The following is a 25203-nucleotide window of genomic DNA, read 5'->3' on the forward strand; positions in this document are numbered from 1 at the left end:
AGGGTATAAAAATAAGAGTAGGCACGGATGCAGCAATGGAAGCAAATAAAAAGGCTTGGGTTAGTTCTGCTGGGTATAGGGTTACTTGGCGCTGTGGTTTACGCGCTGAGTATGCCAGAGAGTGGTGTGGTGGCTGCGGATGATGACGCTCTATCTCCTATGCCTGTGCCTTATTATTTAAACCTTGAACAGGGCGAGTATGCCCGCCTCATCCCTCGGGCGCAGAAACAGTATGCACTGGCACTGTGCCAAGGTGAAGACGATTGGCCCTTGCCTTATCTCGCTTACGATAACCAGTTATTGCAAGAAGTGCTGCACAAGCAGAATGAATTTTCACAGCAAGCTTATCTACAAAGCCGCCTTGCACTGCTGAACGAACGCTTTCGTTATAAGCAGGAGCGGCCATTTTTACGTGGCGAGTTACAAACGCTATTGCAACGCAGCACTGCAGAGCAAAGCATCACCTTCAGTGCTTGGCTGAAAAAACGTATGGCAAAACAGCTTGAGCAGTTTCAGCAATTGGATCATCAGCTAAAAGCGAGCCAGCCTTGGTGGCCGTGGGCGGATTGGCCAAGCGAGCAGCACTGCTTGCAATGGGCGACGCGGGTCAAGAATGATGACTCCCTCACGGCTGTGCCGATTTACCTTACCGACAATGGCAACGGTAAAGGCATTGTCATTGATGACTTTTTTGCTCTGCTGTTAGAGCATCAAATCGATCAATACCTTGCGCGCGGTGATGTGCAAAGTGCCGCCAAGGTGTGGCCGCAAGTGATCCGATTTGAGCTGCTCGATGCCCGTATATGGCAAGAGAACATCATCGCGCATATCGATGAGTATTTGGGCTTTATCACACTGTTTGGTTTAGATAAAACCGAGGCCATAGCGTACGCCGAAACGCAGTTGCAGCAAATCGACGATATTGATTACTACCCTGACGATAAAGCCATTATGCAGCGCAGCGTACAGAATTTGCGCCAACAGGCTGCGAAAGAGACTCAGTTGACTGACATTTCAGGCAAAAATCAACATCGTTTGCGCTGTTATCAAGGCAAAGCACCTTGCCTAACCGTGTGGCAGTTGTACGCACAGCAGGGATGGCAGCCATGATGTTACCTCGCACACTCTTTACCCGGTTACGCACGCAGTCCGATTCGCTGGTACAGCTTCGGTTAGTGATGAGCTTAACCTTACGCACGCTGCTGTGGCATTTGTTGCTGGTACTTTGCCACCTCACTTTTATGACCATTTGGCTTAAACAGTTTGCCTTGCCCCTGTATTGGTTGGTGTTGCTAATACTGCTATTTGGGTTAAATGGGGCATGGGCGATGTGGAAGCACTACTACCCGCCGCGCAAGTTGTGGGCAGTGCAAGGGGTGGGGATCGCCATGATGGTAGCGACCATTCCAATCAATCCAGACTATTTTATTGTGCCGTACCTGCTGAGCCTTGCCTGCATGCACTATCGCTGCCAAGGCTGCATTGAGCTGGTGAATCCAAGCCGAGGGAATGGGTGATGGAGCATATTGATCGCTTGGAGCTCTTGTATCAACTTAACCGCTACCAACAACTGCTTGATGAAACGCAGCGCCAACTCGCCAGTGATCATACCGATGTGGCGGCAGCGCTTTACCATTTGTTAGCACTCTATAGCCAACAAGCCTTTGATGAGGCGGATCAAGCGGCGCAGCGGCTGCAAAGCCAATGCCATTCACACAGTTTTTTCTGGCTAATCAAAACCCAAATCGCGCTGCGTCTTAATCGGCTAACACAAGCAGAGCAGTGTGCTCAACGCGCGTTATCGTTGGCGTATCACGATGCCGACAACCACGATAATCTTGCGCAGGTGATGCTCCATCAGCAGCAGATTAGCAAAGCGCAATTTCATTTGCTTGAGGCGCTGTCGCTCGACCCTTGGCATCGCGAAGCGCGGCTGCATCTTGCGCAGCTGTATGGCTCGCTCTGTTTGCGCCCTGATGTTGCCAAAACCCTCTTGCGTGAGCATCTACAGCACCAGCCGCAAGATGCCTTCGCGCTGGAGTTGTTGGCGCAATACAGTGCCTCACCTTGGCAAAAGCAGCGCCTGTTGCAGCAAATTTTACATTTTGATCCCCTCAACCGCGATGTGGCAAAGCAACTCAATCAACAGGTGCGTCGCCAGATCCAAGCGGGGCTCGCGTATGCCGTGTTGGCGCTGCTCGGCATCACGACCCACCTATGGCCGTATTTAGTCAGCGAAGATCTCTTGGGTGGGATAAGGGTAGGGTTACTGTTGGTCAGTTTTGCTCTTACCGTTTGGGTATTTAGCTGGGATGAGAAGAGCCCCGCGATTGGCCTTATGCTGCTGATGTTAACGCAGGTTTTTCCACCGCAAGAGTGGGACCTCATCACCTTGTTGATCAGTGGCGCGATCACCGCGTTATTAACGCTGCACGCTTATTGGCTAAGTCGTTTACTGGCTTGGCTGCAACATAAACTCTCCGCCCACTCACCAAGCCAATGTTGGCAGGTTTGCAAAGCCAACTGGAAAATCTGGAAAGGCAAAGGTTGGCGCGGATTGACGAATACCAAGGAAGCCCACGATGAATGAACAAGCTGAGCCGCTACCCGCGGACAACTCGCCCCCGACAGCACACCACTTTAGCCCACTGAGTAGCAAATATTTCGTTGATTTTGCTCACGTTGGCGGCTTAGACGAGCTAAAACAGCAAGCAAGAATGAAAATTATCGAGCCGTTTAAAAACCCTGCGCTGTTTAAACGGTTTAACAAATCCGCAGGCGGTGGTTTGCTGCTTTACGGGCCACCGGGCTGCGGAAAAACCTACTTTGCTCGCGCCATCGCGGGTGAATGTCACGCCGCGTTTTTCAACGTCAGCATCGACGATATTTTGGACATGTACCTTGGCAACAGTGAGAAAAACATCCAAGCCCTGTTTGCGACGGCGCGCGCCCACAAACCAGCAGTGATTTTTATTGATGAAATTGATGCCCTCGGCCGCAAGCGCGAACTGCTGCGCCACACATCACTGACCACCACCATTAACCACTTTCTGGCAGAGCTAGATGGCGTAGAAAGCGACAATGAAAACCTATTGGTGATCGGCGCAACCAACGCACCGTGGGATGTGGATTCCGCCTTTCGTCGCCCGGGGCGTTTTGATCTCACCTTGTTTGTCAGCCCGCCTGATGCGACGGCGCGCGAATACATTCTGCGCCGTTTACTCGCAGATTTGCCGATAGAACCGATTGATTACAAAGAACTTGCCGAACTCAGTCACGGTTTTTCTGGTGCAGATCTCAAAGGCTGGGTCGATGCCGTTAGTGAACAAGTGATAGAGCAAATTTTGCGCACCGGACAAGACGGCACCATCACCATGGCTGTTCTCCGCGAGCAGATTCGCCAGCGTCAGCCAAGCACGCTAGAGTGGTTTGAATCGGCCAAGCAGGTCGTGGAATACGCCAATCACAGCGGCGTGTTTGATGAGTTGGCACGTTATTTAGAGCAGCACCCCGTCGGCAAAAAACGCCGCATGGGATTTTTTTAAACAGGATCACATTGAGTAGGGGCAGCCGTGCCATTTGGAATAAATCGCATAACAATAGTGAGTCCCCTTTAGTGATACAACGTGTTGGAGAAAGACAGATGAAATTGGTACTTAGAAGCTATCGTAAATATAACAATGATGATAACCCTACATGGATTGGAGTTAATTAGATGAAAATAAAACAAGCATTATGTTTAGCTATTGTGCTCTGGGTGAGTGTTATTGATGTGCAAGCACAGACCTGCAATGGCGAAAGTTGGGCACCCGATAGCCGTTACACCATTAACAAAGATATCGTAGTTGATAACGAAACGGGACTTGAGTGGAAGCGCTGTCCGGAAGGTATGGGTTGGAATAGTGATAGCAATCGCTGTTATGGTAACGCTCTTAAGATGTCCGGCTCAGATGTGATGCGTTACTACTATAATACAATTGCTCAAAGCTGGCGGTTACCAACCGTAAATGAGCTGGCTAGTTTACGTAGTGGTGCTTCAGACAAGTCAGGTTGCTACCAGCCAGCAATTAATCAATCCGTTTTCCCAGGTATGTCGGCGATAGATAGTTATTGGGGAAAACTTGATGAAAATAAAAAGTTAGGGACGATTTCATTCAGATTTGGTGAGATTGGACTTTCACATTATTCAGATGATGCTTACTCTGTTCGGTTGGTGAGAGCGCATTCATATGTAGCCGCGGATAAGGCCGCAAATAGGAAAGAATTTCCGCAATATATCCTAAATAATGATGGGACTGTCTATGACAAAAACACCAACTTAATTTGGATGCGTTGTAGCGTTGGCCAAACTTGGAATGGAAAAGATTGTGTTGGGGAGGCTAATACATTGTCTTGGGAGGATGCTCGTAAACTTAAATACGAGTTTGCCAATGAAACGGATTGGCGTCTGCCAACGATTGATGAGTTAGATTCGTTAGTTTACTGTTCACAGCTAGACCGCAAGCCATCTTCCCGACCTAATGATGAGTATGTAGAAGAGACTAATGGGGCATGCCATAAAACTGAGTTAGGTTGGCTGAAGCTCAATGAACGCGTTTTCCCCCGTTCTTCGAGTGATGAATATTGGTCATCTTCTCAATATACCCGTACGCTTAATTCTGCTAAATATCACCTTGTCTGGACTGTAAGTTTCATTTCGGGGATTGTTGGTGGAGACAATGTGGAGTTTGCTGATAACGCAGTGCGTTTAGTGAGAGTAAAATCAAGCCAGACTATTTCTAAAACAGATCGTTTTATCGTTAATCAGAATGGTACAGTGTACGACAAACATACCAACCTTGTATGGATGAGGTGTAGCATTGGCCAAACATGGGATGGCAAAACTTGCAATGGTAAAGCTCAAGTGTTTACTTGGAATGAAGCTATTAAGTTGAAAAACAACTTTGCTGACAATAGCAAATGGCGTTTACCAACGATTGGTGAGCTTGATTCGTTAGTCTTCTGTTCAGAAGGGCGTACACCATCGGTACTACCAATAAACGGAAAATACGATGTGAGTACGAATGGTACATGTAAAACGGATTACCACCAACAACCGACAATAGATCTGCTTGCTTTCCCTAATACGCCAATAGCTTGGTGGTACTGGTCATCTACCCCCGATGATCACAATAGTGAGAATTCCTGGGGCTTTGATTTTGGTCTTGGTTACTTTTATAGCATGAATAACGATGAAACTTTTCATGTTCGTTTGGTGCAAAATAAACATGGCGAAGAGCTAGGAAAGTATATGCTCTATCAAAATGGCACTGCATACGACAAAGAAGCCAACCTTACCTGGATGCGCTGCAGCCTTGGTCAAAGCTGGAAAGACAATACCTGCACTGGAGCGGCGCAAGGGTTTACTTGGGATGAGGCGATAAAGCTGAAACACAGCTTTGCTGGTTCGAATGATTGGCGCTTACCAACCATAGAAGAGCTGGATTCCTTGGTCCACTGCTCTAAAGGGCGTAAGCCCTCAGTGCGCCCGAATGGTAAGTATGTGGAGGATACCAATGGTTTTTGCCTTGGTGGCAACTCCCAAAGTCCGACCATCAATATCACTGCTTTTCCCATCACGCCAGATTCTTCGTATTGGTCGTCTTCGCCCAATGCCTTCAGTAGTTACTACGCGTGGTACGTCTACTTCGGCAGTGGTCACGTTGGCTACAATGGTAAGGACTACCTCAACCGTATTCGTTTGGTGCGATCCGGACAGTGATTGGGGTTTTTGGCCTGTGCACACCGCACCATTTTTGTTGATGGCATGGAATTGGGGAAATGCAATGAAACCTAACTTCAACCTACTCAAACCCTATTTGAGCAGTGTGGTGTGCGCTTTGCTGCTGACGGCGTGCGCCAGTTACCCATTGGGCATGAGCGAAGCCCAATGGCTGGCATTGACGCCAGAGCAGCAGTATGACGCGCAGCTAAAACAAGCTGAGTTGGATAGGCAACGTGAAGCGCGCCGTTTGGCCGAGCAGCAAGCGCGCGAGCAAGCGCTAAAAGAGCAGCAAGCGCAGCTGGAGCTGGCGCGTGAAAACGCCAAATATGGCGAGCGGGTGCAATGCGTGCTGCAAAATAGCGAGCTGTACTTTAATAAAAAATGGCGCGCGAGCGAGCCCTTGGCGCTCGATCTCTTGGCAAACCAACCGGCGCAAGCGATGAAACAAAGCACCGCAGATGGCCGCTATGGTTTCACCCTCTACGCGCAGTTTGATGGCCAAACCCTCAGCCTATGCCGTCATGAAAACAGCCGCCGCCAAGAGTGCGCGCTGATGCTCGGCACCTTTAACGATTACCACCGCGGTTTGCGCCAAACCATCCAGCAAGATAACTGGCTGCGCGGCCAATTGCGCTGCCAGTTTGTGCCGAAAGTGTGGTGATAAGGGCAAGGTTGAAAGGCAGCATACTGAAGTAAGTGTAAGCAAGTAGGACAGATGATGAACTGGAACCCCGATGATTACTTGGCCGCGTGGTACTTTGCGGCGCGCGCGCATGCTGGGCAAACCTTCAAAGGCCAACGGCCTGATGAGCACTTGCCTTATTGTGTGCATTTAGGCGCGGTGGCAATGGAGGTGATGCATGCACTTAAATCGCGCCCCGATCTTGATGGCCGTTTAGCACTGCAAGTGGCGCTGCTGCATGATGTGATTGAAGATACTTCAACCCGTTATCAGCAAGTGGAAGAGGCGTTTGGTGAGCAAGTGGCGCAAGGCGTGTTGGCACTGAGCAAAAACAAGCAGGTAGGCGATAAGGCAGTGCAAATGGCCGATTCACTGGCGAGGATACAACAGCAGCCAGATGAAATATGGCTGGTGAAGCTGTGCGATCGCATCACCAACTTATCGCCTCCGCCACACCACTGGAGCCGTGAAAAAATTGTTGCCTATCGCGATGAAGCGCAGCGAATTTTAGATGCCTTGGGCCTTGCCGATGCAGGCGCTGCGCAGCGATTAAGCGTACGCATTGCCGATTACGCGGCGTTTTGTTCACCGCAAGCTGAGCAGCAGTAAAAGGAAGGAGTGAAAAGCGCATGAACCAACTCTCGCTAAGTGAAGCGATACACAGAAATATTCTGGCGTTAAACCAAGCGCAAAGGGCTTCGCTGCTGCCTATTGTGCAGCAGGTACTGCACTATCGCGATTTAGTGGCTCGCCAAGGTTGGTTAGCACTGGAAGTGGCGCATCAACCCTTTGTCGAACCGGTTTTGAGCCAAGCTGCACAAAGTTATTGTGACAAAGTGATCGAACTTTTGCTGTGGGGGTATGATGCCAGCGCAGTGGCGCAAGTATGCCAGCGAGGGCTGTTGAATCAGCCTTTTTCGGCGTTTGAACAACTGGCGCTGCTGTTGTTTAGCGATGGTATGTTGGCACTGAGCGAGGGCAGGCCACGTGATTATCTGCGCGACATCATGCTCGCGTCACTCGGTTTTGAATGGCAAGCGGCTTTGGAAGAGGCAGAGCAGGCGCGCGAAAGAGAGTATCCGCTTGCACCATTAGTCTGGCAGCCATTCACTGACGCTCAGCTACAACAAGAGTTAGAGAACCACGCGCCCAGCGATCAAACCCCGTGGCGCGCCGCTTTTTTGTTCGCCCATTTAAGCGATGCGCAGTTACAAGCATTACTGCGTGAGGCTGAGGCCAGCGACTGGATTAATCTGCTGTGGCTGGTGCAAAGTGAACCATTATGGCAACGGTTGGCGGATAACCTGACCCAGCGGACTCAACGCCATTTCCATGAAAGCTATCAACATCATTGGCAAGGTGTCAGACGCAGCCAACCGCTGGCGGCGTATTGGCGAGAGGCGTATCAATCATTCACCAATCTCTATCAGTTGCTGTATGTGCAGCTCGGTGATGAAGCAATGGCGCGCCTGCTTGGCATAACAGAGAGTGAAGCCCTCAATGGCAACGACAGCGACCCTAATGGCCACTAAAAGAGTTCCGCTGCATAGCGCCAACCTACTCTTATTGCTAGCAATCAGCAGCTCGGCTTATGCCGTGCAAAACAACCTCAAACAGTGGGATAACAATTCCGCCACTTTTCAAAAGGCCTACACGCTATTGCTGCAACATGGCGCATCGCTGGATGTCGAGCTATTTGAACAGCACCCAGCCGAATACCAAGCCTATTTGCTTGGCAGTTACAGTGCTCAAGCGTATGACTTTCTGCTGGCGATTGAATGGTTGAAACGCGCCTATGCGGACGTAGAGAAACTGAACGAGTTCACTCAGCAGAGTGTGCTCTATCAGTTAGGGTACAGCTATGCGCAGCTTGGTCAGCTGGCCGAGAGTGAAACTTGGTATCGCCGTGCGATAGCCAAAGGCAGTGCCGATGCGTGTGTTAACTTAGGGGTCATGTTTGAAACAAAAAAGCAGTTTCAACAAGCGGAACAACTCTACTTAAGCTGCTTACCCGATAACGAGAGTGCCTTGCTTTACCTCAATCTCGGTACGCTTTATTACAACGGACTCGTGAAGCAGGATCAACGATTAGGCGGGGAGTACTGGCAACGCTCGGCAAAACTTGAACCCTTCGACAGCGATATTCAGTACAACTTGGGGGTGTACTACCTCAATACTGAGCGCGACCTAGATAAAGCCCGTTACTACTTTAGCCAGTGCAGTTGGCAAGATGCCGAGTGTGCCAGCGTGTTATCGCATCCCTTGCTGATTGGCCGCAGTGCGGAACAAGCACATTGGCAAACGTTGCATCAAGGTAGCGCAGTTGAGCAGCGTCATCTTTTGCAGGCCAGAGCGCAACACCTGTTGCCAGAGCCAGCCTATTTTGATGATCAAACAGCGGAAATTGTGCTCACTACCCGCTGGGATGAAGGCGGCCAATGGCAGAGTATCACCGCAACAACAACTTCTCCAGCTCAGCTGGAAAAAGCGTGTGGTTGGCTGAATCGGCTGATCTGGGTCGATACCTTCTCAGGCGCAAACGCAGAAACCTATTTAAAACTCAACGTAAAACTCAACCAACACCAAGCCATTTTGCCCATCAGCTGGCAATACCGTGAAATGAGGTATCAAGTGAGCGAGCAACATGGCCGTTGGCAGTGTGAGGTGAGTGTGTCTGCCCCTTTGTTACGTTCCGTTACTGCACTCTAAATCGTCCCACGACATCGCTTAACGTGTGGGAGGTGTTTTGTAACTCATCACTGACGGAAGCCACTTGTGCCGCATTATGGTTGAGTTCACGAACCATCTCCTGAATCGCTGCCATGTTTTTACTTACTTCTTGTGTGACTTGGCGCTGCTCCATGGCAGAGGTGGCCATCAGCGTATTTAGGTTGTTGATTTCAGCTACTGAATCGGTCACTAGATTGAGTGAGTCCATGACATGATTAGTACGTTCAGCCGTTTCTTCACAGTGAATACGGGTTGAATCCATCTCTTTTACTACGTTTTCCGTAGTGGTTTTCAACGTCGCTAGCATGTCATTAATTTGCGAAGTGCTCTGTTGTGTGCGAGAGGCTAATGCGCGAACTTCATCAGCGACTACCGCAAAACCTCGGCCTTGTTCTCCTGCACGAGCGGCTTCAATTGCCGCGTTGAGCGCCAGTAGATTCGTTTGTTCTGCAATCGCCCCAATCACTTGTAATACGGAGGTGATCTGTTTCGTATCTTCGCTCATGCGGGTGATCGTTCCCGCCATGGCGGAGACTTGGGTCACCAGTCCATTCACACTGTTTACTGCTCCGCTAACGGTTTGCTTTGATTCATCAGCGTAGCGATTGGTTTGCTCGGTGAGTAGCGCAGCATCATCTGCACTCTGTGCGATGGAACTTGCACTAGCGCTCATTTCTTCAATCGCGGTAATGGCTTGCTCTGTTTCTTGCGTATGTTGGTTCAGTGTATTGAGATTAGACCGCGCCTGATTGCTCAAATGCACGACGGCATGATCAATTCCATTCGATGAGTCCGCGACTTCGATAAACATTTGCTGCAGTTTCTCAATGAAAAGGTTGATGGAGTGGGATATTTGACCGATTTCATCGTTTGATTCCACCGCAAGGCGTTGGGTCAGATCTCCATTACCTTGTGATAAGTCGGCGACCAAAGTGTTGAGGCGGCTTAATGGCTTAAAAGAAACGTGCAGCATGGCAACACTAGCAATAATAATAACTGAGGCACACACCAGAAGCGCGAGGGTAATTTTCCAATTGAGTTGATCGGTATTGGCCTGAATCGCGGCTAAATCGATGTAGCCAATTAATTGCCAATTTTGCCCTGCGAAATTGATTGGGCGAATAATTGGCGTGAGATTTTCCCCCTGTTTATCCGTAAAAATCACACTGCCATTGGCCATCAACTCGGCAAAGCTGCCTTCGGTTGCGTAATCGAGCATCATTTGGCTAAAGTGGGAAAGGTTGAACACGAAGAAATCAACCGAGTCATCAAAGCGCTTGACGGAAAAAGTAATCGTCGGCTGCCCCTCATGCATTATCACAGGGCTAACCACAACTGCATCACCATGATTTTCAGCGAGATTCACGTACTGCTGTGCATCTTCTTCGCTCATACTCCCCGTATCATCAAAAGCATATCCGTTGACGATCTTAATGATTTTATCGAAGCCCGAACTGGCTTTGGTTTCACCAATATCCATCATGCTGAAATTCAAACTTTGTGCGAGAGCTAACTTGCTGTTCAGTTCGTTTTCGAGCTTACGTTGCATTAAGTCAATGTTATGTGTGATGTTGTGACTATCGGCGTTCTGGATGTAACGGCTGATAAAATAGTTAACACTAAAATAGGAGGTGGTGATGGTCAGCGAGATAATCACGATGATCAGGGTAATTATCTTGTTCTTAAACGAGAGTTGGGTCATAGCACTTTACATCCTTAAAAGTGATCAATTTGAATGGCATTTCCTGCGCCATAGGGAAAACTCATGCAAAAGTTTGGCTCACATACTAAGTGAGCTGTGTCATGGTTGCAATTGTGTTGCATCTATTTACAGAATTTATCTCGACTATGCCGAAAAATGGTGCCGATGAGAGCCGAGCATTCCAGATAAAAAGAACCCCACAATACGTGGGGCTCTTGAACGATCACTTCAGATAGCGTTGGCTTAAGTGTGCCTTGAAATGTTCAGGATTGAGGGTTTCTCCGGTAGCTTGCTTAACCAGTTCATTGGTGCTAAATAAGCTTCCTTTACTCCAAATATGCTCAGATAACCAAGCAAAAATCGGTGAGAGATCGCCGCGGCGAATCGCGCCATCCACATCGACGGTTTTCTTCATTGCTGCCATAAACTGTGCGGCATACATGGCACCTAAGGTGTAGCTCGGGAAGTACCCAAAGCTGCCATCGGTCCAGTGAATATCCTGCATACACCCATTTTGGTAGTTACCTTGAGTGCTTAAACCTAAATAGGCTTGCATTTTTTGGTTCCACAGCTCGGGAACATCGGTGTGTTTGATCTTACCGTTCATTAAATCCCGTTCGATTTCAAAACGCAGGATCACATGGGCTGGGTAGGTGAGTTCATCTGCATCTACGCGGATAAAATCTTTCTGTACGCGTGTGTACAGCTTTTGAATGTTTTCCACTCGGAATACTGGATCATTCATTGCCGAAAAATGTTTGCCTGCCAGTTCGGCGAGATGAGCAATAAACGCAGGGCTACGGCCGACTTGCATTTCAAAAAACAGCGATTGTGATTCATGAATGCCCATCGAACGGGCTTCACCAGCCGGAGTGCCTGCCAAATGTTTAGGTAAGCCTTGCTCGTAACGCGCATGGCCAGTTTCATGCACAATACCCATCAGCGATTGCACAAACTCGCTTTCGTTGTAGCGTGTGGTAATGCGCACATCACTTGGCACGCCGCCACAGAAGGGATGCACACTTTCATCAAGGCGGCCGTGGTTGAAATCAAATTGCAGCAGTTTCATTACATCCAGCCCCAGCGCTTTTTGGTTTTCAGCAGGATAGTGGCCTTTGGGGGCGATAAAGCTTTCGCTACTCTGCTTTTCAATCACCACGTCAATTAAGTTGGGTAGCCAAGTTTTTACATCACTAAATACACGATTCAGCTGTTCAGTCGTGGTTCCGGGCTCGTACAGTTCAAGCATCGCATCGTAAGGTGTTTTGCCGGTTGCCTCAGCGCGGATTTGTGCTTCTTCTTGAGAAAGCTTGACCACTTCCGCCCAGTTTTTTTCAAAACCGGCCCAATCATTATTTTTGCGTTGGCTGCGCCAAGCATGCTCACATTTGGAGCCCGCTAGTGATTGCGCTTCTACCAAGGCTTCTGGGAGCACAGTAGCTTGTTGCCATTGGCGTTTCATTTCGCGCAGGGTCGATTGTTGCTCGGTATTGAGCGTTTCACTTTCTGCCTCGGCAAACCAATCGGCCAATTGTGGCTGGGTCATTAAACTGTGAATATGCACAGAAAGCTCAGCCATGGCTTGCGAGCGCGCTTCTGCACCGCCACTGGGCATCACTGCGGCTTGATCCCAACCGACAATAGATGACAAATGATTGAAGTTAGAAATTTTCTTAGAATGTTTTACTAATTTATTGAATGCATTCATGGAATTTGCCTTCCGTGACGTTAAATGAAAGTGAAGTGTATCAATCAAGGTGCAGATAACCAAGTGTTCTCAGTTAGCCAAGTATTTTTAGTTATCAAGTTCAATACTGCGATTTTTATCATCAAGATGAATCTTGCCCACCAAGCAAGATCTTGCTCAAGTACAGGCAGCTTTTTGCTTTATTGATGGAGATAATTGAATAACACATTGATTTTTAATGGCAAGTAAGTTGGCATCGACCTTGCTCTTTCTATGGCGACGGTGCGCTTAGCGCGTTAACGCTTTCATTATTTAATGATTTTTTAGAAAGGAAATAGCCATGCCAACTCCATGTTATATCTCTATCGACGGCCAAACTCAGGGCCTTATCACTGCGGGCGCATGTACTGCAGACTCTATCGGCGATTCATTCGTTGAAGGCCACGAAGATGAGATGCTGGTTCAGCAGTTTGACCACGTTGTGACTGTACCGACTGACCCACAATCAGGTCAGCCTTCAGGCCAACGTGTGCACAAGCCATTCAAATTCACTGTGGCGCTGAACAAAGCAGTTCCTCTGCTGTACAACGCGCTCTCTTCTGGTGAGAAGCTGAAAACCGTTGAGCTGAAGTGGTACCGTACTTCTATCGAAGGCAAACAAGAAAACTTCTTCACCACTAAGCTGGAAAACGCGTCTATCGTCGATATCCACTGTGAAATGCCACACTGCCAAGACCCAGCAAAATCTGATTTTACTCAGAATGTGACTGTGTCTCTGTCTTACCGCAAAATCACTTGGGACCACGTTAACGCGGGTACCTCAGGTGCGGATGACTGGCGTAAGCCAATCGAAGCGTAATTTACGCTCCGAGTATGTCGCTCACCTTCGGGTGGGCGGCTGTGAACCTTAAACCCAGAGTATCGTTTGACGCGGTATTGTGGGTTTAAGGTTTTGCCATTTTTAATGTAGGGGAAGGAAAGGCAGGATGGCGACATTAGCGTACAGCATTGAGGTCGAAGGGCTGGAAGATGAGACTCTGGTGGTCAGAGGCTTTCACGGGCAGGAGTCACTCTCCAACAGTGTTTTTTTAGGGCAAGCCTGTTACGGGTTTCGCTACGAAGTGCAACTGGCGAGTCGGGTATCCAATCTGACCGCCGAGCAGATGGTCGATAAGCGTGCTGAGCTCAAGCTTTACCGCAACTCACAACTGGTGCAGCGCGTACACGGCATTGTGCGCGCCTTTAGCCAAGGCGATATCGGCCATCACCACACCTTCTACCAACTCACTTTAGTCCCTGCCTTAGAGCGCTTATCCCTGCGCCACAACAGCCGCATTTTCCAAAAGCAGACTGTCCCTGAAATTCTCTCTATCTTGCTGCAAGAGATGGGCATCCACGATTACGCTTTTGCGCTCAAGCGTGATTGCGTGCAGCGTGAGTTTTGTGTGCAGTACCGCGAAAGCGATATCGACTTTCTGCACCGCCTCGCTGCCGAAGAAGGTTTGGTGTACAGCTTTGTCCACGAAGCAGGCAAACATACCCTCTATTTCAGTGATGCCAGTGACAGCCTAAGCAAACTGCCTGAGCCCATCCCTTACAACGCTTTAGCGGGCGGCACGATGGATACGCCTTACATCCACGGCTTAACCTATCGCACCCAAGCAGAAGTGAGCGAAGTTCAACTCAAAGACTACAGCTTCAAAAAGCCAGCCTACTCGTTTTTACAAACCGTGCAGGGCACGGAGCTGGATTATCAGCAAACCCGCTACCAACATTTTGATGCGCCGGGGCGCTACAAAGACGATGTGAACGGCGCCGCCTTTAGCCAAATCCGTTTAGATTACCTGCGCCGTAATGCTCACACTGCGGCAGGGCAGAGCAACGAGCCGCTCTTGCGTGCTGGCTATAAGTTTGACCTGCAAGAGCATCTTGACCCCGCGATGAACCGCGATTGGGTGGTGGTCTTGGTGAATCACGAAGGTAAGCAGCCGCAGGCATTGCAAGAAGACGGCGGCAGCGGCGCTACTACCTACAGTAACCAATTTAGTTTAATTCCGGGGCACCTCCACTGGCGTGCTGAGCCACAACCTAAACCGCAAGTCGATGGTCCAATGATCGCGACGGTTGTTGGCCCTGAAGGCGAAGAAATCTTCTGTGATGAACACGGACGGGTGAAAATCCATTTCCCGTGGGACCGCTACTCCAATGGCAACGAGCAGAGCTCCTGTTGGGTACGAGTGTCGCAAGGTTGGGCGGGCAGCCAATACGGTTTTATCGCCATTCCGCGCATCGGTCATGAAGTGATTGTAGAGTTTTTAAACGGTGACCCTGACCAACCGATTATCACCGGACGCACTTATCACGCGACCAACACGCCGCCATACAGCTTGCCAGAACACAAAACCAAAACTGTGCTGCGCACCGAGACGCATCAAGGGGAAGGGTTTAACGAGCTCAGTTTTGAAGATCAAGCGGGCAAAGAGCAAATCTACTTGCATGCGCAGAAAGACTTCGATGGTTTGATTGAAAACGACCACTCCACGGTCATTCGCCACGACCAACACCTGACGGTGGAAAACGACCAGTTCACCCAGATTAAACACAATCAACATCTGACGGTGGAGGGGGAAAGTCGAGAAGCAGTAACAGGTGAGCAAGTGCTGAGTATTGAAGGCTCGCTGCATGTGAAAACAGGCAAAGTTTGGGTCAATGAAGCGGGTACAGAGATCCATGTGAAAGCGGGACAGAAAGTCGTGATTGAAGCGGGCTCCGAGATTACCGTTAAAGCGGGCGGCAGCTTTGTTAAAGTCGATCCGGCTGGGGTGCATCTGTCTGGTGCTTTGGTCAATCTCAACTCTGGCGGCAGTGCCGGAAGTGGTAGCGGCTTTGGCGGTGCAATGCCCGCCTTACCGGGCGGCTTAGAATCTGCCGTGACGCTTGCTCCACCACAGACCATCTCTTACCAAGCGTTGCTACAGGCCGAACAAGCGAATGTTCCTGCGGTGAAAGTATGTCCTTTAGCGGGAGCAACCTCATGATTCAACAGTGGTTAACGGAGCAAGAAACCCCCGTATTCTGGTTATTAGATCAACAAGGTTTTAAACAAGTAATCTCTGCCAATAACGGAGTGGTTTTTGATGACACTTTAATTGTGTTCCATGGCGAAATATTTGCTCCAGTGATGAGTTTGTCACCTTGGTTAGTCCCTGTAACTAAAGCGGTTTTGCAATTGTCGGATGAACAATTTCAGCAGGGTATCTTTTTGACCAGTAATAGTTCCGCAACGGAATTATTAAGCCATCTCCAAAGCCTTTTGATAGCCGCACTAGAGGGCGAAGAAGTGCTGTTTCGTTTTTATGATACCGAAGTCATTCTGCCTATGCTGGATGCGATGCTAGAGCATGAGAGGAATGATTTCCTTGGCTCTGTAGAACGACTCGCCACTGCCAATAAGGGGACTTTCCGAATTTGGGAAAATACTCGAATGGATGATTTTGTTTCTCAGTCTACGACATGGTGGAAAATGCAGCCTTATCACCTAGCACCACTTTACCGAACGCAGGTGCATTCTCAAATTTTAGAACGTCGATTATGGGAAAAACTGCCTTTTGTTATGGAGCAAATTGATGAACCTTACCAGTTCATCAAAAACGTTTTAGATGAAGGAATTGAGTTCGGCTTAGACCCTGAGCAAGCAGAATTGTTGGTTTTAAATAGCACAATCGCCCACTCTTTTAGTTCGATAGATCAGCTAAGGGATGCATTACAGCTTAATCAACAAGAACTTCAGGAAATTATTTATATTCGGGAGAAGTTAGCATGAGAAGTACAGGTTCTAACCCTCATTGCCAACCTTGTGAAAACCTAAAACATTGGATTGAAATTGTCGTACGTGATGAACATAACCAACCTTTTGAAAGGGTAAGTGGTGTTTTGATTGACGCAATGAAAAATAAACATCCAATCGAGCTTACTGCTGCGCCGATTCTAATTGAAAACCTTGCGCCTGGTCCTGTTGAAATTCAGTTAGATTACGATCAATGGTTAAAAGCAGCGCAAGATAAAAGTCATCCAAGAAATGAAGAGAAAAATAAACCGGTTGAAGAATTTTCTAGCAGCTACAGTGCCCACAAGAGTGGCCCGGTGGTTTATCAAGAAATTACGACGGGTGATTTGACCAAATTACCGAAAGAGATCGTATTACCAACTAACCATCAAAAAGGCAAAGCCGGAACGCTAAAACTCTTTACAGATAAAACCTATATTCTTCAAGTTAGGGCATACAAGTTTATTACTCTTCGAGTCGGAATGTTCTTTGATGGTACCGCTAACAATACCTACAGCGCCCAATGGGGAAAACAACAATTAGAAAATTATTATCGTAAATGGAAAGCAAAGTACGATGCTGAATGCGAGATTAATTCCAAAAACGTTAATGGAACAAAAAAAGAAGTTCCAATTACGGCACTTTCTAATGATTGTTTTACCTATCCGAAAAAAGACAATTTTATTCTCTCCTTATTTAAAAATGATGAGGGAGAAATGGAAACGGTTGCGGGTAGTGCAAGTAATGAATTAACCAATGTTCAAAAACTGTTCGATTTATACTCTCAAGACAAATTTTTTAAAGAAAAAAATATGTTTAGCCATGCTGAGTATATCACTGGGATTGGTACGGGAAATAGCACCGCGATTGCTCCTGCAGATGAGTCGATCGTTGTCGGGCAAGGCTTAGGAATTGGTAAGTATGGAGTTACAGCCAAAGTCACTACAGGGATTCAAACACTTTCTCAAAATATAGAACAGGTTACCTCTACATTTGAAACAGTTCTTAAAATGAAAGTCGATGGTATAGAAAAGCTCCAATTTGATGTTTTTGGATTTAGTCGTGGAGCGGCTGCCGCAAGACATTTCATCAATATGGTATTGGATGGTGAAAATGGCGAATTTGCGAAGACGTTTACATTAGGCTGCCAGAAAGCCGATTTACCACTCATTTACGCTTTTGATTGGGATGAGGTCGATGAAATAAAAGCGAATTGCGAAATCACCTTTGCTGGTTTGTTTGATACAGTGGCCTCAGTAGTCAATATTTTTTCTAAAAACTCCTCTTTTGGCCTAGATCTCAATACACACAAGGACAATGGTGATGTAAGACTATGGATTGACCCTAGACGAGTCAGGCATGCCGTACATTTAACGGCAGATCCGACCATTGAATGTCGAGATAATTTTAGTTTGAACCATCTCAATTCTACGGATGAAGAACATTTTCATGAATTTGTTTTGCCAGGCGCTCACTCAGATATTGGGGGCGGCTATTACTCTAGGCTCAGTTTTAACAATCAAGGGTATCTGCTGCCTGTTTTAGAGAAGAAACTTGTTAAGCGTGTGAGTCGTACGTTTTCCGATCGCTGGGATGAAGAGAAAACCAAGCAATATGTGTTAAATGAGCTAGAAAAATATAAGGTGCTAGATAGGCTTACGGGTTGGAAAGATGAGGATTACGTGATTGAGCCGTTGGACGTTCGCCAAGAAGGTAAGAACGATGGTGGGCGAGTGACAGGCAAACTTTATATTCAACGTCAAGTGGAAGGGGATCTCTCGCGTTTGTACTTACGTTTAATGTACGGTTTGGCCGAGTTCCATGGCGTTCCCATGTCCGACGAAAATTCCGAAGTCTGGGAAGATAAAGATATGCGTCACTACAACATCGAAGATTATGGCAGCGACTTTGCCAAGATCAATCAAAGCGTACTAGAGCTAGCTAAAAATGGGCAATATTCAGCGTTGCAACAGAAGCTCTCAATCCCAGAGCTAAAGAGAAGTTTCATGACGTTAAATCTTTTTCACCATTCATCGGGTGATGATATTGGAATGTCTCCGTTGTGGGACGAAAAAGCAGGCTGCTATAAAAGAGCCAGCTATCCATGCGAACAAGGAAAATAAAATGAAAAAAGTGTTCTTGTTATTGTCAGTGCTTTTACTTAACTCATGTTCTACTAATGCTGCATATCAAACCGAGCAGCCATGGACGTGGCGAGTTGGTGTAACAATGCCTTCGTTTTACCCAGTAAAAATTACCCAAATCTACGGTGTTAATGAAAAAGAAAACTGGACTGTATTAATTCATAATATTATCCCCCGTATGAGTGATAGCGATATTGAATATATCCGTCAGATATTTCCTGATTATGATGGTTTTGGGCTGCCACATGCCTTAGGCATTACAAGCAGAAGCCAAATTGGTGTAGGTTCCACCCAGCTACCTGATACACTTTATGTGTACTGGGTTTCATTGTTTGATACCAAATTTTATGTCACTAAGTATGAGATTCCTGACAACGTAAAACAGTTAGTAGCTACGAAAACAACTTATACTAAATGGAATGGATTTATTGTTGATCCATGTTATCGCGCAGAGTTTATTTTTGGTCTTCTGCCTAATGGGCAAGCTAAGGTGTGGTTGAGTGGCTGTAGTGAGACTATTTATCTTACGGAGTTAGCTCCTGACCAAACTCCTGATCGTGATAGCAATGGGTTTAAAGCCGATACATATAAAGAATCTTCTTATCTTAGAAATATCCAACAACGCGCTAAGGATGCAGGTGTTGAGCTAGAGCCGATCCCTTGGGATAAAGTGAATAAGGTCTATTCCATCAATGAAATTAAAATGCTTGGCGAGTAACTTAGCGTGAGTTGAAAAATCTTCATAAGACACATGAGAGGCTTTGCGGTATAAGAAAGGCTTGCTGATTTTCCTTCAAGGATTGATATGGTTATCCAGAATTTCGAAGCTTTTCTTATCGCTATTACTATTTTGACCTTAACACCGGGGCTCGATACTGCTTTGGTGATCCGTAACACCTCGCGGGCTGGGTTTGCAGATGGATGCACGACCAGCTTGGGTATCTGTTTTGGGTTATTCGTTCACGCCACTTTTTCTGCTATTGGTATCTCTGCGATTCTTGCTCAATCGGCTGAGCTATTTCAAATCGTTAAAATGGTAGGAGCGGCTTATCTGATTTGGTTGGGTATTTCGAGCTTACGATCATTAATGAAAGCAGGGCAGGGCATTGAGGTTGCGAGCCTAGCTCATGCACAATTTCGCTTAACCCGATCGCTGCGTGAAGGTTTCCTCTCGAATGTGCTGAATCCGAAAACTGCCGTCTTTTACTTAGCTTTTCTGCCTCAATTCATTAATCCTGACTATTCACCGTTAGCGCAATCTTTGTTGATGGCGTTGATTCATTTTGCGATTGCGATGGTATGGCAATGTGGTTTAGCCGGTGCTTTGAGTAGCGCTAAAAACCTTCTGAAAAACGCTTCTTTTATGCGTTGGATGGAAGGTACAACGGGAGTTGTTTTGGTCGCATTAGGTATCAAACTTCTCTTAGAGAAACCTCAAGTCTAGCTTGCTAGTAGAAAAAGCGCTATTGGGCGCTTTTTCTTTGTGCCAAGATCGACTGGGTGCTATTGAACTTGAGCTTCGGCTTCGGTGTATTGATAACGCGCGGCAAAATACTGCTTCGTTTCTTCCACTACTACATGACGTAAGGCAACAAGGCCAATAAGGTTCGGAATGGCCATTAAACCATTTACAATGTCGGCGATAATCCAAATCAAATCGAGGTGCAGGAATGCGCCTGAGGCAATCAAGCCAATAAAGACGATTTTATAAGGCAGTACCGCTTTTGTGCCGAACAAGAACACAATGCAGCGTTCGCCGTAGTAGTTCCAACCCAGAATGGTCGTAAAGGCAAAGAACATCAAACCAATGGAAACCAGCATCGGACCGATAGTTTGTGCATTTAAGCCTGTGGCAAAGGCGTAGGTGGTCATCGCAGCACCAGAAAGATCGCTTTGCCAAGCACCAGTTAAAATGAGAGCCAAGCCAGTCATCGTACAGATGATGATGGTATCGAAGAAGGTCCCCGTCATAGAGATAAGGCCTTGCTCAACGCAGGAGTCAGTTTTTGCCGCCGCTGCCGCCATAGGCGCACTGCCTAAGCCTGATTCATTGGAGAACACGCCGCGAGCAATACCTGATTGAATTGCTAGCATAATGCTTGCACCTAAGAAGCCACCTGTTGCTGCGGTCGATGTGAAAGCGGATACCAACACCAATTCCACTGCGTCTGCGAGTTTATCGGCATTGGTAACAATCACGCTTAAACAAGCGACAATGTAAAACAGCGCCATTGCAGGAACCACTTTTCCGGCTACTTTGGCGATCGATTGAATGCCACCGATAGTGACAATAGCAACCAATATGGTCAGCACAACTGCGGAAGTTTCACGAGGGACGCCAAAAGAGATTTGAGTAGCATCTAATATCGCGTTTACCTGCGGGAAAGTACCAATACCGAAACATGCTACGCCGACAGCAAATACAGCAAATAATACTGCCAGTGTTTTTGAACCCACTCCGTCACGCAGGTAGTACATAGGCCCGCCGACCATTTGCCCTTTGTCATCCACTTGGCGATATTTCACTGCGAGTAAACATTCTGCGTATTTGGTTGCCATGCCAAACAGCGCAGCTAGCCACATCCAGAACAGGGCACCTGGGCCGCCGAGCTTGATTGCGGTCGCAACACCCACGATGTTTCCCGTGCCAATGGTGGCGGAGAGGGCGGTACACAGTGCGGCGAAGCTTGATACATCACCTTGTTTGTCTGAAGATTTTTCGCGGCCAAATACCATGGCTAAAGCCGTCGGCAAGCGGCGAAATTGCAATAAACCCAAGCGGAAGGTGAAATAGACACCAGTTCCCACCAAGAGAATTAACAGTGGTGGTCCCCAAACTAAACTATCAACGGTTTGCAGAAAAGATTGCAGGTTATTCATGTTTTCCCCTTAAAAAATAAACATAAGGAGAAGAGAGAAAGGATGCAAAAATGCACAGCAGAGCTCTAGCGAGCTCACTAAAAGATTGGCCTTTCACTCCTCTGTCCTTTTGCCTGAGAGTTTCACTCTGTCTATGCGCAGAGCTTGCTCCTTCGGCGACCGATTGAACGGTTCTCTCCAGAGGTTCCTCCAACTACAGTCCTCGCTTATTCATTTCGATAAATCGATAAGAATAATGCACCTGAAAGATTTACTTCTTCGGCGGGTTATTTGGCTCAGATGTAAAAATCTGGTTAACAACCACTCTCCTGCAGTCTTCAACGGAACAATCGTCTTGCGAAAAACGATTTGCAAAGCGGATACTAGCGAAAAGGAAATGTGATGTCACCTACAAAAGAGGTCGTCTGCTTAACTCTTATCCAACTCTTTTATGAATCCACTTTTCTCTGACGTTAAACGGCGTATAAGTGGTATAAGATAAGCACGCTAGGAGGCTATATGGTGAGATTGATTGCAATCGTGTTGTTGATTGCGCTAGCGTTTATATTGATTCGCTATCGTACCAATCAAAAATTGCAGAAAGGGGTTGTCATTGTTATTTTGGCGACCTTTGTTTTATACACTACCTTCTTGGTGATTTCTGAATTGATTCGCTGACGCAAGAGGAGCGAAGCGTGAACAAACACAATGAGTTTGACGACAACGAAGAAGTCGTTGTTATCGAACGAAGAGATAAGCAAGGCTATCTTTATATTGCGATAGCTGCGGTATTAGGCATGGCATTTGGCGGATTAATTGGTTCGTCTGTTACAACCAGTCGATGGGAAGCTTCGTATGAGGCGCTGCAGGATCAGCTTGAACAATTGAAAAATGCGAAAACAGAAGTTGTGAAAGCGGCAGAAGTAACAGAGCAGAACAATGATGAGCAGTGGCAGATCAAAATGGATCAAGCCCTAGATAAGCAACGGGAAGAGTGGCAAGCTGAATCGGTGCAGCGAGATAAGTATGTCGCAGAGCTTGAAAAACATACTCTCGATCTTGAGCAGCAGTTGAATGAGCAGAAAATGGCTCTGGAGCTTGCCAATACACATAACAATGAACTTAATCGTCAAGCTGATATACAAGCGACTATGTTGGAACGCTCTAGAGAACTTTTCCAACGTGAGTTAAAAATCAAACAAGAATTAGAAGGATTGCAAAAAGAACGTGATTCACTAGTTCCTAAAATCAAGGTTCTGAAAAAAGAGTGTGACATTTACCTTGAAGGGAAATCTTGGGATGCGAAATCGGATTCTTGTGATAAACAGGATGAAGCCAATTCCCGTATTAGCCAGATTGATCAGATGATCCGCGTTCATCAAATGGATTTGGAACAGATTAAATCGCTTTCAGAAGAAATCGGTCTATAGCTGAAAGCACACAATAAAAAAGCCACCATAGGGTGGCTTTTTTATTTTTCCCTCTAAACCACCGCTTTTACGATGGTGAGTATTTTAGGTATTGAGATTAGTCATTCACTTTAAGTTTTTGAAAGTATTCATCATAGATGACACTTGCTTCGCCCACTTCATCTTGCCATTCACCGCTATCCATGACTGATTGGGGTGGATAAATATTGGGGTCATTAGCAAACTCTTTAGGTAAAAGATTATTTGCCGTTTTGACTGGCGTTGGATAACCGATTTCTAAAGCGATTTTTGCAGCATTTTCTGGCCGCAATAAGAAGTCGATCATTTTATGCGCGGCTTCTACGTTTTTTGCTCCAGCTGGAATGGAGATACTATCCATCCAGAAAATGGCCCCTTTCTCTGGCCAGATGATTTCGATCGGTGCACCTTCTTGGCGTGCCATATAAGCTGAACCATTCCATAGCATACCGAGTGATACTTCACCGGCTAAGTATGGGTTGGCTGGGAAATCCGAGTTAAATACCAATACGTTTGGCATCAGTTTTTTCAACTCACGATAGGCTGCTTTAATTTCTTTAGGGTTGGTTGAATTCGGCGAGTAACCCAGTTTGCTTAAAGCAATATGGAAGACTTCTCGTGAGTCATCCATCAGCATTAGCTGACCTGCCCATTTAGGGTCCCACAGGTCTCCCCAGTTTTTGAGTGAATTCTTATCAAGCATGTCAGTATTAATACCGATGCCAGTCGCTCCCCAAATATAAGGAATCGAATATTTATTGCCGGGATCAAAAGGTTTGTTGAGATAGTTTGGATCGAGGTCTTGATAGTGTGAAAGTTTCGAATGATCAATCTCTTGTAGCATTCCTTCTTTGCGCATCTTGGAGACAAAGTAAGTTGAAGGGACAACAAGATCATAACCGGAGCCTTGCGTTTTAAGCTTGGCATACATACTTTCGTTGGATTCATAGGTGGAGTAGATCACCTTGATTCCAGTTTCTTTGGTAAAGTCTTCTAGGACTTCGCTCGGGATATATTCAGACCAGTTGTAGAAGTAAAGTTCTTGGTCTTTAGCCATTGCATTGGTGGTGAACAATGCTGCTGCGCACAGAGCACTCGCAAACAGTTTATTTTTCATTACGTTCCCATAGTGTATAGAAAGAACCTAACTAGGCGATGGAGGGGGAGTATAACAAGATAAAAAAAAATAGGCAGCAAATGCTGCCTATTTGATGCTTTTCTGCGACTTTATTGGCCGGCTTTCAACTTCATGAAGTATTCTTCGTACTTCACAGTCTTATCGCCTACGGCAGATTGCCATTCAACACGATCCAGATCTTCTTGAGATGGGAACAGTGGTGCAACATCTTTAAACTTGTCGTTTGATGCTTTAACACCTGTCAGGTAACCCGTGTCACGTGAAATTTGCTCTGCAATTTCAGGACGTAGCAAGAAGTCGATCATTTTGTGTGCAGCATCAACATTTTTCGCGCCAGAAGAGATCGCAAAGTTGTCAACCCAGCCGATACCGCCTTCTTTCGGGAATACCAATTTGATCGGTAGACCTTCTTTTTGTGCAGCAGCGGCAGAGCCATTCCACAGCATGCCTAGGCCAACTTCCCCTGAAAGGTAAGGTGCTGCAGGGTTATCAGAGTTGAAAACCAGCACGTTAGGCATCAGTTTTCGCAGTTCTGCATACGCTTCATCGATCTGTTTATCGTCTGTTGAGTTACCAGAGTAACCTAACTTGCGCAGAGCGATGTGGAATACTTCACGCGTATCATCCATCAACATCAGTTGACCTTTTAGCTCAGGCTTCCATAGGTCACCCCAGCTTTGGAAGTCATTAGGATCATACATGTCGGTATTAACAGCTAGACCAGTGATAGCAACAACGTGTGGAATTGAGTAATCGTTGTTTGGATCATAAGGTTTATCTAGGTAGTTAGAATCTAAGTTTTTGAAGTTACTCAATTTAGATTTATCGATTTTTTGTAGCATCCCTTCATCACGCATTTTTGCAACGAAGTAGGTAGATGGAACTACCAGGTCATAACCTTCATTGTGCGTTTTGAGTTTTGCATACAAAGTTTCATTCGACTCATAAGTTGAGTAAATAACTTTGATTCCTGTTTCCTTGGTGAATTGCTCTAGGATACCGCTATTGATGTACGGACCCCAGTTCATGAACACCAGTTCCTTATCTTCCGCTGCCGCTGTGCCAGACAACAGAGAAAGCGCACATGCGCTACCTGCTAAAAAAGTAGCCAGTTTTTTCATCGACGTTAGCTCCAAACTAAACGTTGCCCTTATGGGCGTTGCAAAGAAAAACAGAATGATTTCCATCATTCTGTTTCGCGTGTTTCCAAACGGACGTGGATT

At 46.8% G+C, this 25203-nt stretch carries 22 protein-coding genes and 1 riboswitch; of the genes, 17 read left to right on the forward strand and 5 right to left on the reverse strand.

Going from position 1 to position 25203, the window contains the following annotated elements; all coding sequences use genetic code 11:
* Nucleotides 1–27 precede the first annotated feature (27 nt).
* The 9 genes from MKA69_RS10800 (at nt 28) to MKA69_RS10840 (ending at nt 9155) form a co-directional block, all read left to right on the forward strand.
* Nucleotides 28–1110 (forward strand): hypothetical protein, encoded by a 1083-nt coding sequence (locus tag MKA69_RS10800; RefSeq protein WP_305848015.1) that lies wholly within the window; start codon nt 28–30, stop codon nt 1108–1110.
* A complete protein-coding gene (locus MKA69_RS10805) occupies nt 1107–1517 on the forward strand; it encodes a hypothetical protein (protein ID WP_305848016.1) in 411 nt (136 codons plus the stop codon). Before MKA69_RS10800 ends, MKA69_RS10805 begins: the two co-directional genes overlap by 4 nt.
* Nucleotides 1517–2590 carry a hypothetical protein gene (locus MKA69_RS10810; RefSeq protein WP_305848017.1) on the forward strand — a complete coding sequence of 358 codons (1074 nt, stop codon included), beginning with the start codon at nt 1517–1519 and terminating at the stop codon, nt 2588–2590. Before MKA69_RS10805 ends, MKA69_RS10810 begins: the two co-directional genes overlap by 1 nt.
* On the forward strand, nt 2583–3545 hold the full coding sequence (locus MKA69_RS10815) for a 26S protease regulatory subunit (protein WP_305848018.1): 963 nt from the start codon (nt 2583–2585) through the stop codon (nt 3543–3545). The genes MKA69_RS10810 and MKA69_RS10815 overlap by 8 nt, the downstream gene beginning before the upstream one ends.
* A 170-nt stretch (nt 3546–3715) precedes the next feature.
* Nucleotides 3716–5761, forward strand: a complete 2046-nt coding sequence (locus MKA69_RS10820; protein WP_305848019.1) for a DUF1566 domain-containing protein — start codon at nt 3716–3718, stop codon at nt 5759–5761.
* A 64-nt stretch (nt 5762–5825) separates the two neighbouring features.
* Nucleotides 5826–6425: a hypothetical protein gene (locus MKA69_RS10825; protein ID WP_305848020.1), complete on the forward strand. Its 600-nt coding sequence runs from the start codon at nt 5826–5828 to the stop codon at nt 6423–6425.
* Between the two features lie 54 nt (nt 6426–6479).
* Complete coding sequence (locus tag MKA69_RS10830) at nt 6480–7055, forward strand: HD domain-containing protein (protein ID WP_305848021.1); 576 nt, start codon at nt 6480–6482, stop codon at nt 7053–7055.
* A gap of 20 nt (nt 7056–7075) precedes the next feature.
* Nucleotides 7076–7978, forward strand: coding sequence for a hypothetical protein (locus MKA69_RS10835; protein ID WP_305848022.1), 903 nt, complete (start codon nt 7076–7078; stop codon nt 7976–7978).
* The gene (locus MKA69_RS10840) at nt 7968–9155 is read left to right on the forward strand and encodes a tetratricopeptide repeat protein (protein ID WP_305848023.1); all 1188 of its coding nucleotides are present in this window, start codon (nt 7968–7970) and stop codon (nt 9153–9155) included. Before MKA69_RS10835 ends, MKA69_RS10840 begins: the two co-directional genes overlap by 11 nt.
* Here the strand turns inward: MKA69_RS10840 and MKA69_RS10845 are convergent.
* On the reverse strand, nt 9142–10878 hold the full coding sequence (locus MKA69_RS10845; RefSeq protein ID WP_305848024.1) for a methyl-accepting chemotaxis protein: 1737 nt from the start codon (nt 10876–10878) through the stop codon (nt 9142–9144). The two genes, MKA69_RS10840 and MKA69_RS10845, sit on opposite strands and share 14 nt — an antisense overlap.
* Nucleotides 10879–11101: 223 nt before the next feature.
* The gene (locus tag MKA69_RS10850; RefSeq protein ID WP_305848025.1) at nt 11102–12586 is read right to left on the reverse strand and encodes a carboxypeptidase M32; all 1485 of its coding nucleotides are present in this window, start codon (nt 12584–12586) and stop codon (nt 11102–11104) included.
* A 319-nt stretch (nt 12587–12905) separates the two neighbouring features.
* On the opposite strand from MKA69_RS10850, the gene hcp-2 reads away from it, so the two are divergent.
* From hcp-2 to MKA69_RS10880, 6 genes are all read left to right on the forward strand, one after another.
* A complete protein-coding gene (gene hcp-2, locus MKA69_RS10855) occupies nt 12906–13424 on the forward strand; it encodes a type VI secretion system effector Hcp-2 (protein ID WP_001142921.1) in 519 nt (172 codons plus the stop codon).
* 127 nt (nt 13425–13551) lie between these two features.
* Complete coding sequence (locus MKA69_RS10860) at nt 13552–15603, forward strand: type VI secretion system Vgr family protein (protein ID WP_305848026.1); 2052 nt, start codon at nt 13552–13554, stop codon at nt 15601–15603.
* A complete protein-coding gene (locus MKA69_RS10865) occupies nt 15600–16388 on the forward strand; it encodes a DUF4123 domain-containing protein (RefSeq protein WP_305848027.1) in 789 nt (262 codons plus the stop codon). The genes MKA69_RS10860 and MKA69_RS10865 overlap by 4 nt, the downstream gene beginning before the upstream one ends.
* Entirely contained in the window at nt 16385–18514 is a 2130-nt protein-coding gene (locus MKA69_RS10870; protein ID WP_305848028.1) for a phospholipase effector Tle1 domain-containing protein, read from the forward strand. Before MKA69_RS10865 ends, MKA69_RS10870 begins: the two co-directional genes overlap by 4 nt.
* 1 nt (nt 18515) lies before the next feature.
* Nucleotides 18516–19253 (forward strand): DUF2931 family protein, encoded by a 738-nt coding sequence (locus tag MKA69_RS10875; protein WP_305848029.1) that lies wholly within the window; start codon nt 18516–18518, stop codon nt 19251–19253.
* An 87-nt stretch (nt 19254–19340) separates the two neighbouring features.
* Nucleotides 19341–19979: a LysE family translocator gene (locus tag MKA69_RS10880; RefSeq protein ID WP_305848030.1), complete on the forward strand. Its 639-nt coding sequence runs from the start codon at nt 19341–19343 to the stop codon at nt 19977–19979.
* A 59-nt stretch (nt 19980–20038) separates the two neighbouring features.
* Here MKA69_RS10880 and MKA69_RS10885 read toward each other — a convergent pair whose 3' ends face one another.
* The gene (locus tag MKA69_RS10885) at nt 20039–21415 is read right to left on the reverse strand and encodes a sodium:alanine symporter family protein (protein WP_305848031.1); all 1377 of its coding nucleotides are present in this window, start codon (nt 21413–21415) and stop codon (nt 20039–20041) included.
* A gap of 91 nt (nt 21416–21506) precedes the next feature.
* Nucleotides 21507–21606: riboswitch (glycine riboswitch) on the reverse strand.
* Between the two features lie 307 nt (nt 21607–21913).
* On the opposite strand from MKA69_RS10885, the gene MKA69_RS10890 reads away from it, so the two are divergent.
* The gene (locus MKA69_RS10890) at nt 21914–22072 is read left to right on the forward strand and encodes a hypothetical protein (RefSeq protein WP_000251903.1); all 159 of its coding nucleotides are present in this window, start codon (nt 21914–21916) and stop codon (nt 22070–22072) included.
* A gap of 17 nt (nt 22073–22089) precedes the next feature.
* The gene (locus MKA69_RS10895) at nt 22090–22824 is read left to right on the forward strand and encodes a chromosome partitioning protein ParA (protein ID WP_305848032.1); all 735 of its coding nucleotides are present in this window, start codon (nt 22090–22092) and stop codon (nt 22822–22824) included.
* Nucleotides 22825–22921: 97 nt separating this feature from the next.
* On the opposite strand, the gene MKA69_RS10900 is transcribed toward MKA69_RS10895, so the two are convergent.
* A complete protein-coding gene (locus MKA69_RS10900) occupies nt 22922–23959 on the reverse strand; it encodes an extracellular solute-binding protein (protein WP_305848033.1) in 1038 nt (345 codons plus the stop codon).
* A 110-nt stretch (nt 23960–24069) separates the two neighbouring features.
* Entirely contained in the window at nt 24070–25101 is a 1032-nt protein-coding gene (locus MKA69_RS10905) for an extracellular solute-binding protein (protein WP_055028956.1), read from the reverse strand.
* Nucleotides 25102–25203 lie beyond the last annotated feature (102 nt).

Source organism: Vibrio sp. AH4, assembly GCF_030710545.1.
In the GTDB taxonomy this organism is placed as follows: Bacteria; Pseudomonadota; Gammaproteobacteria; order Enterobacterales; family Vibrionaceae; genus Vibrio; species Vibrio metoecus.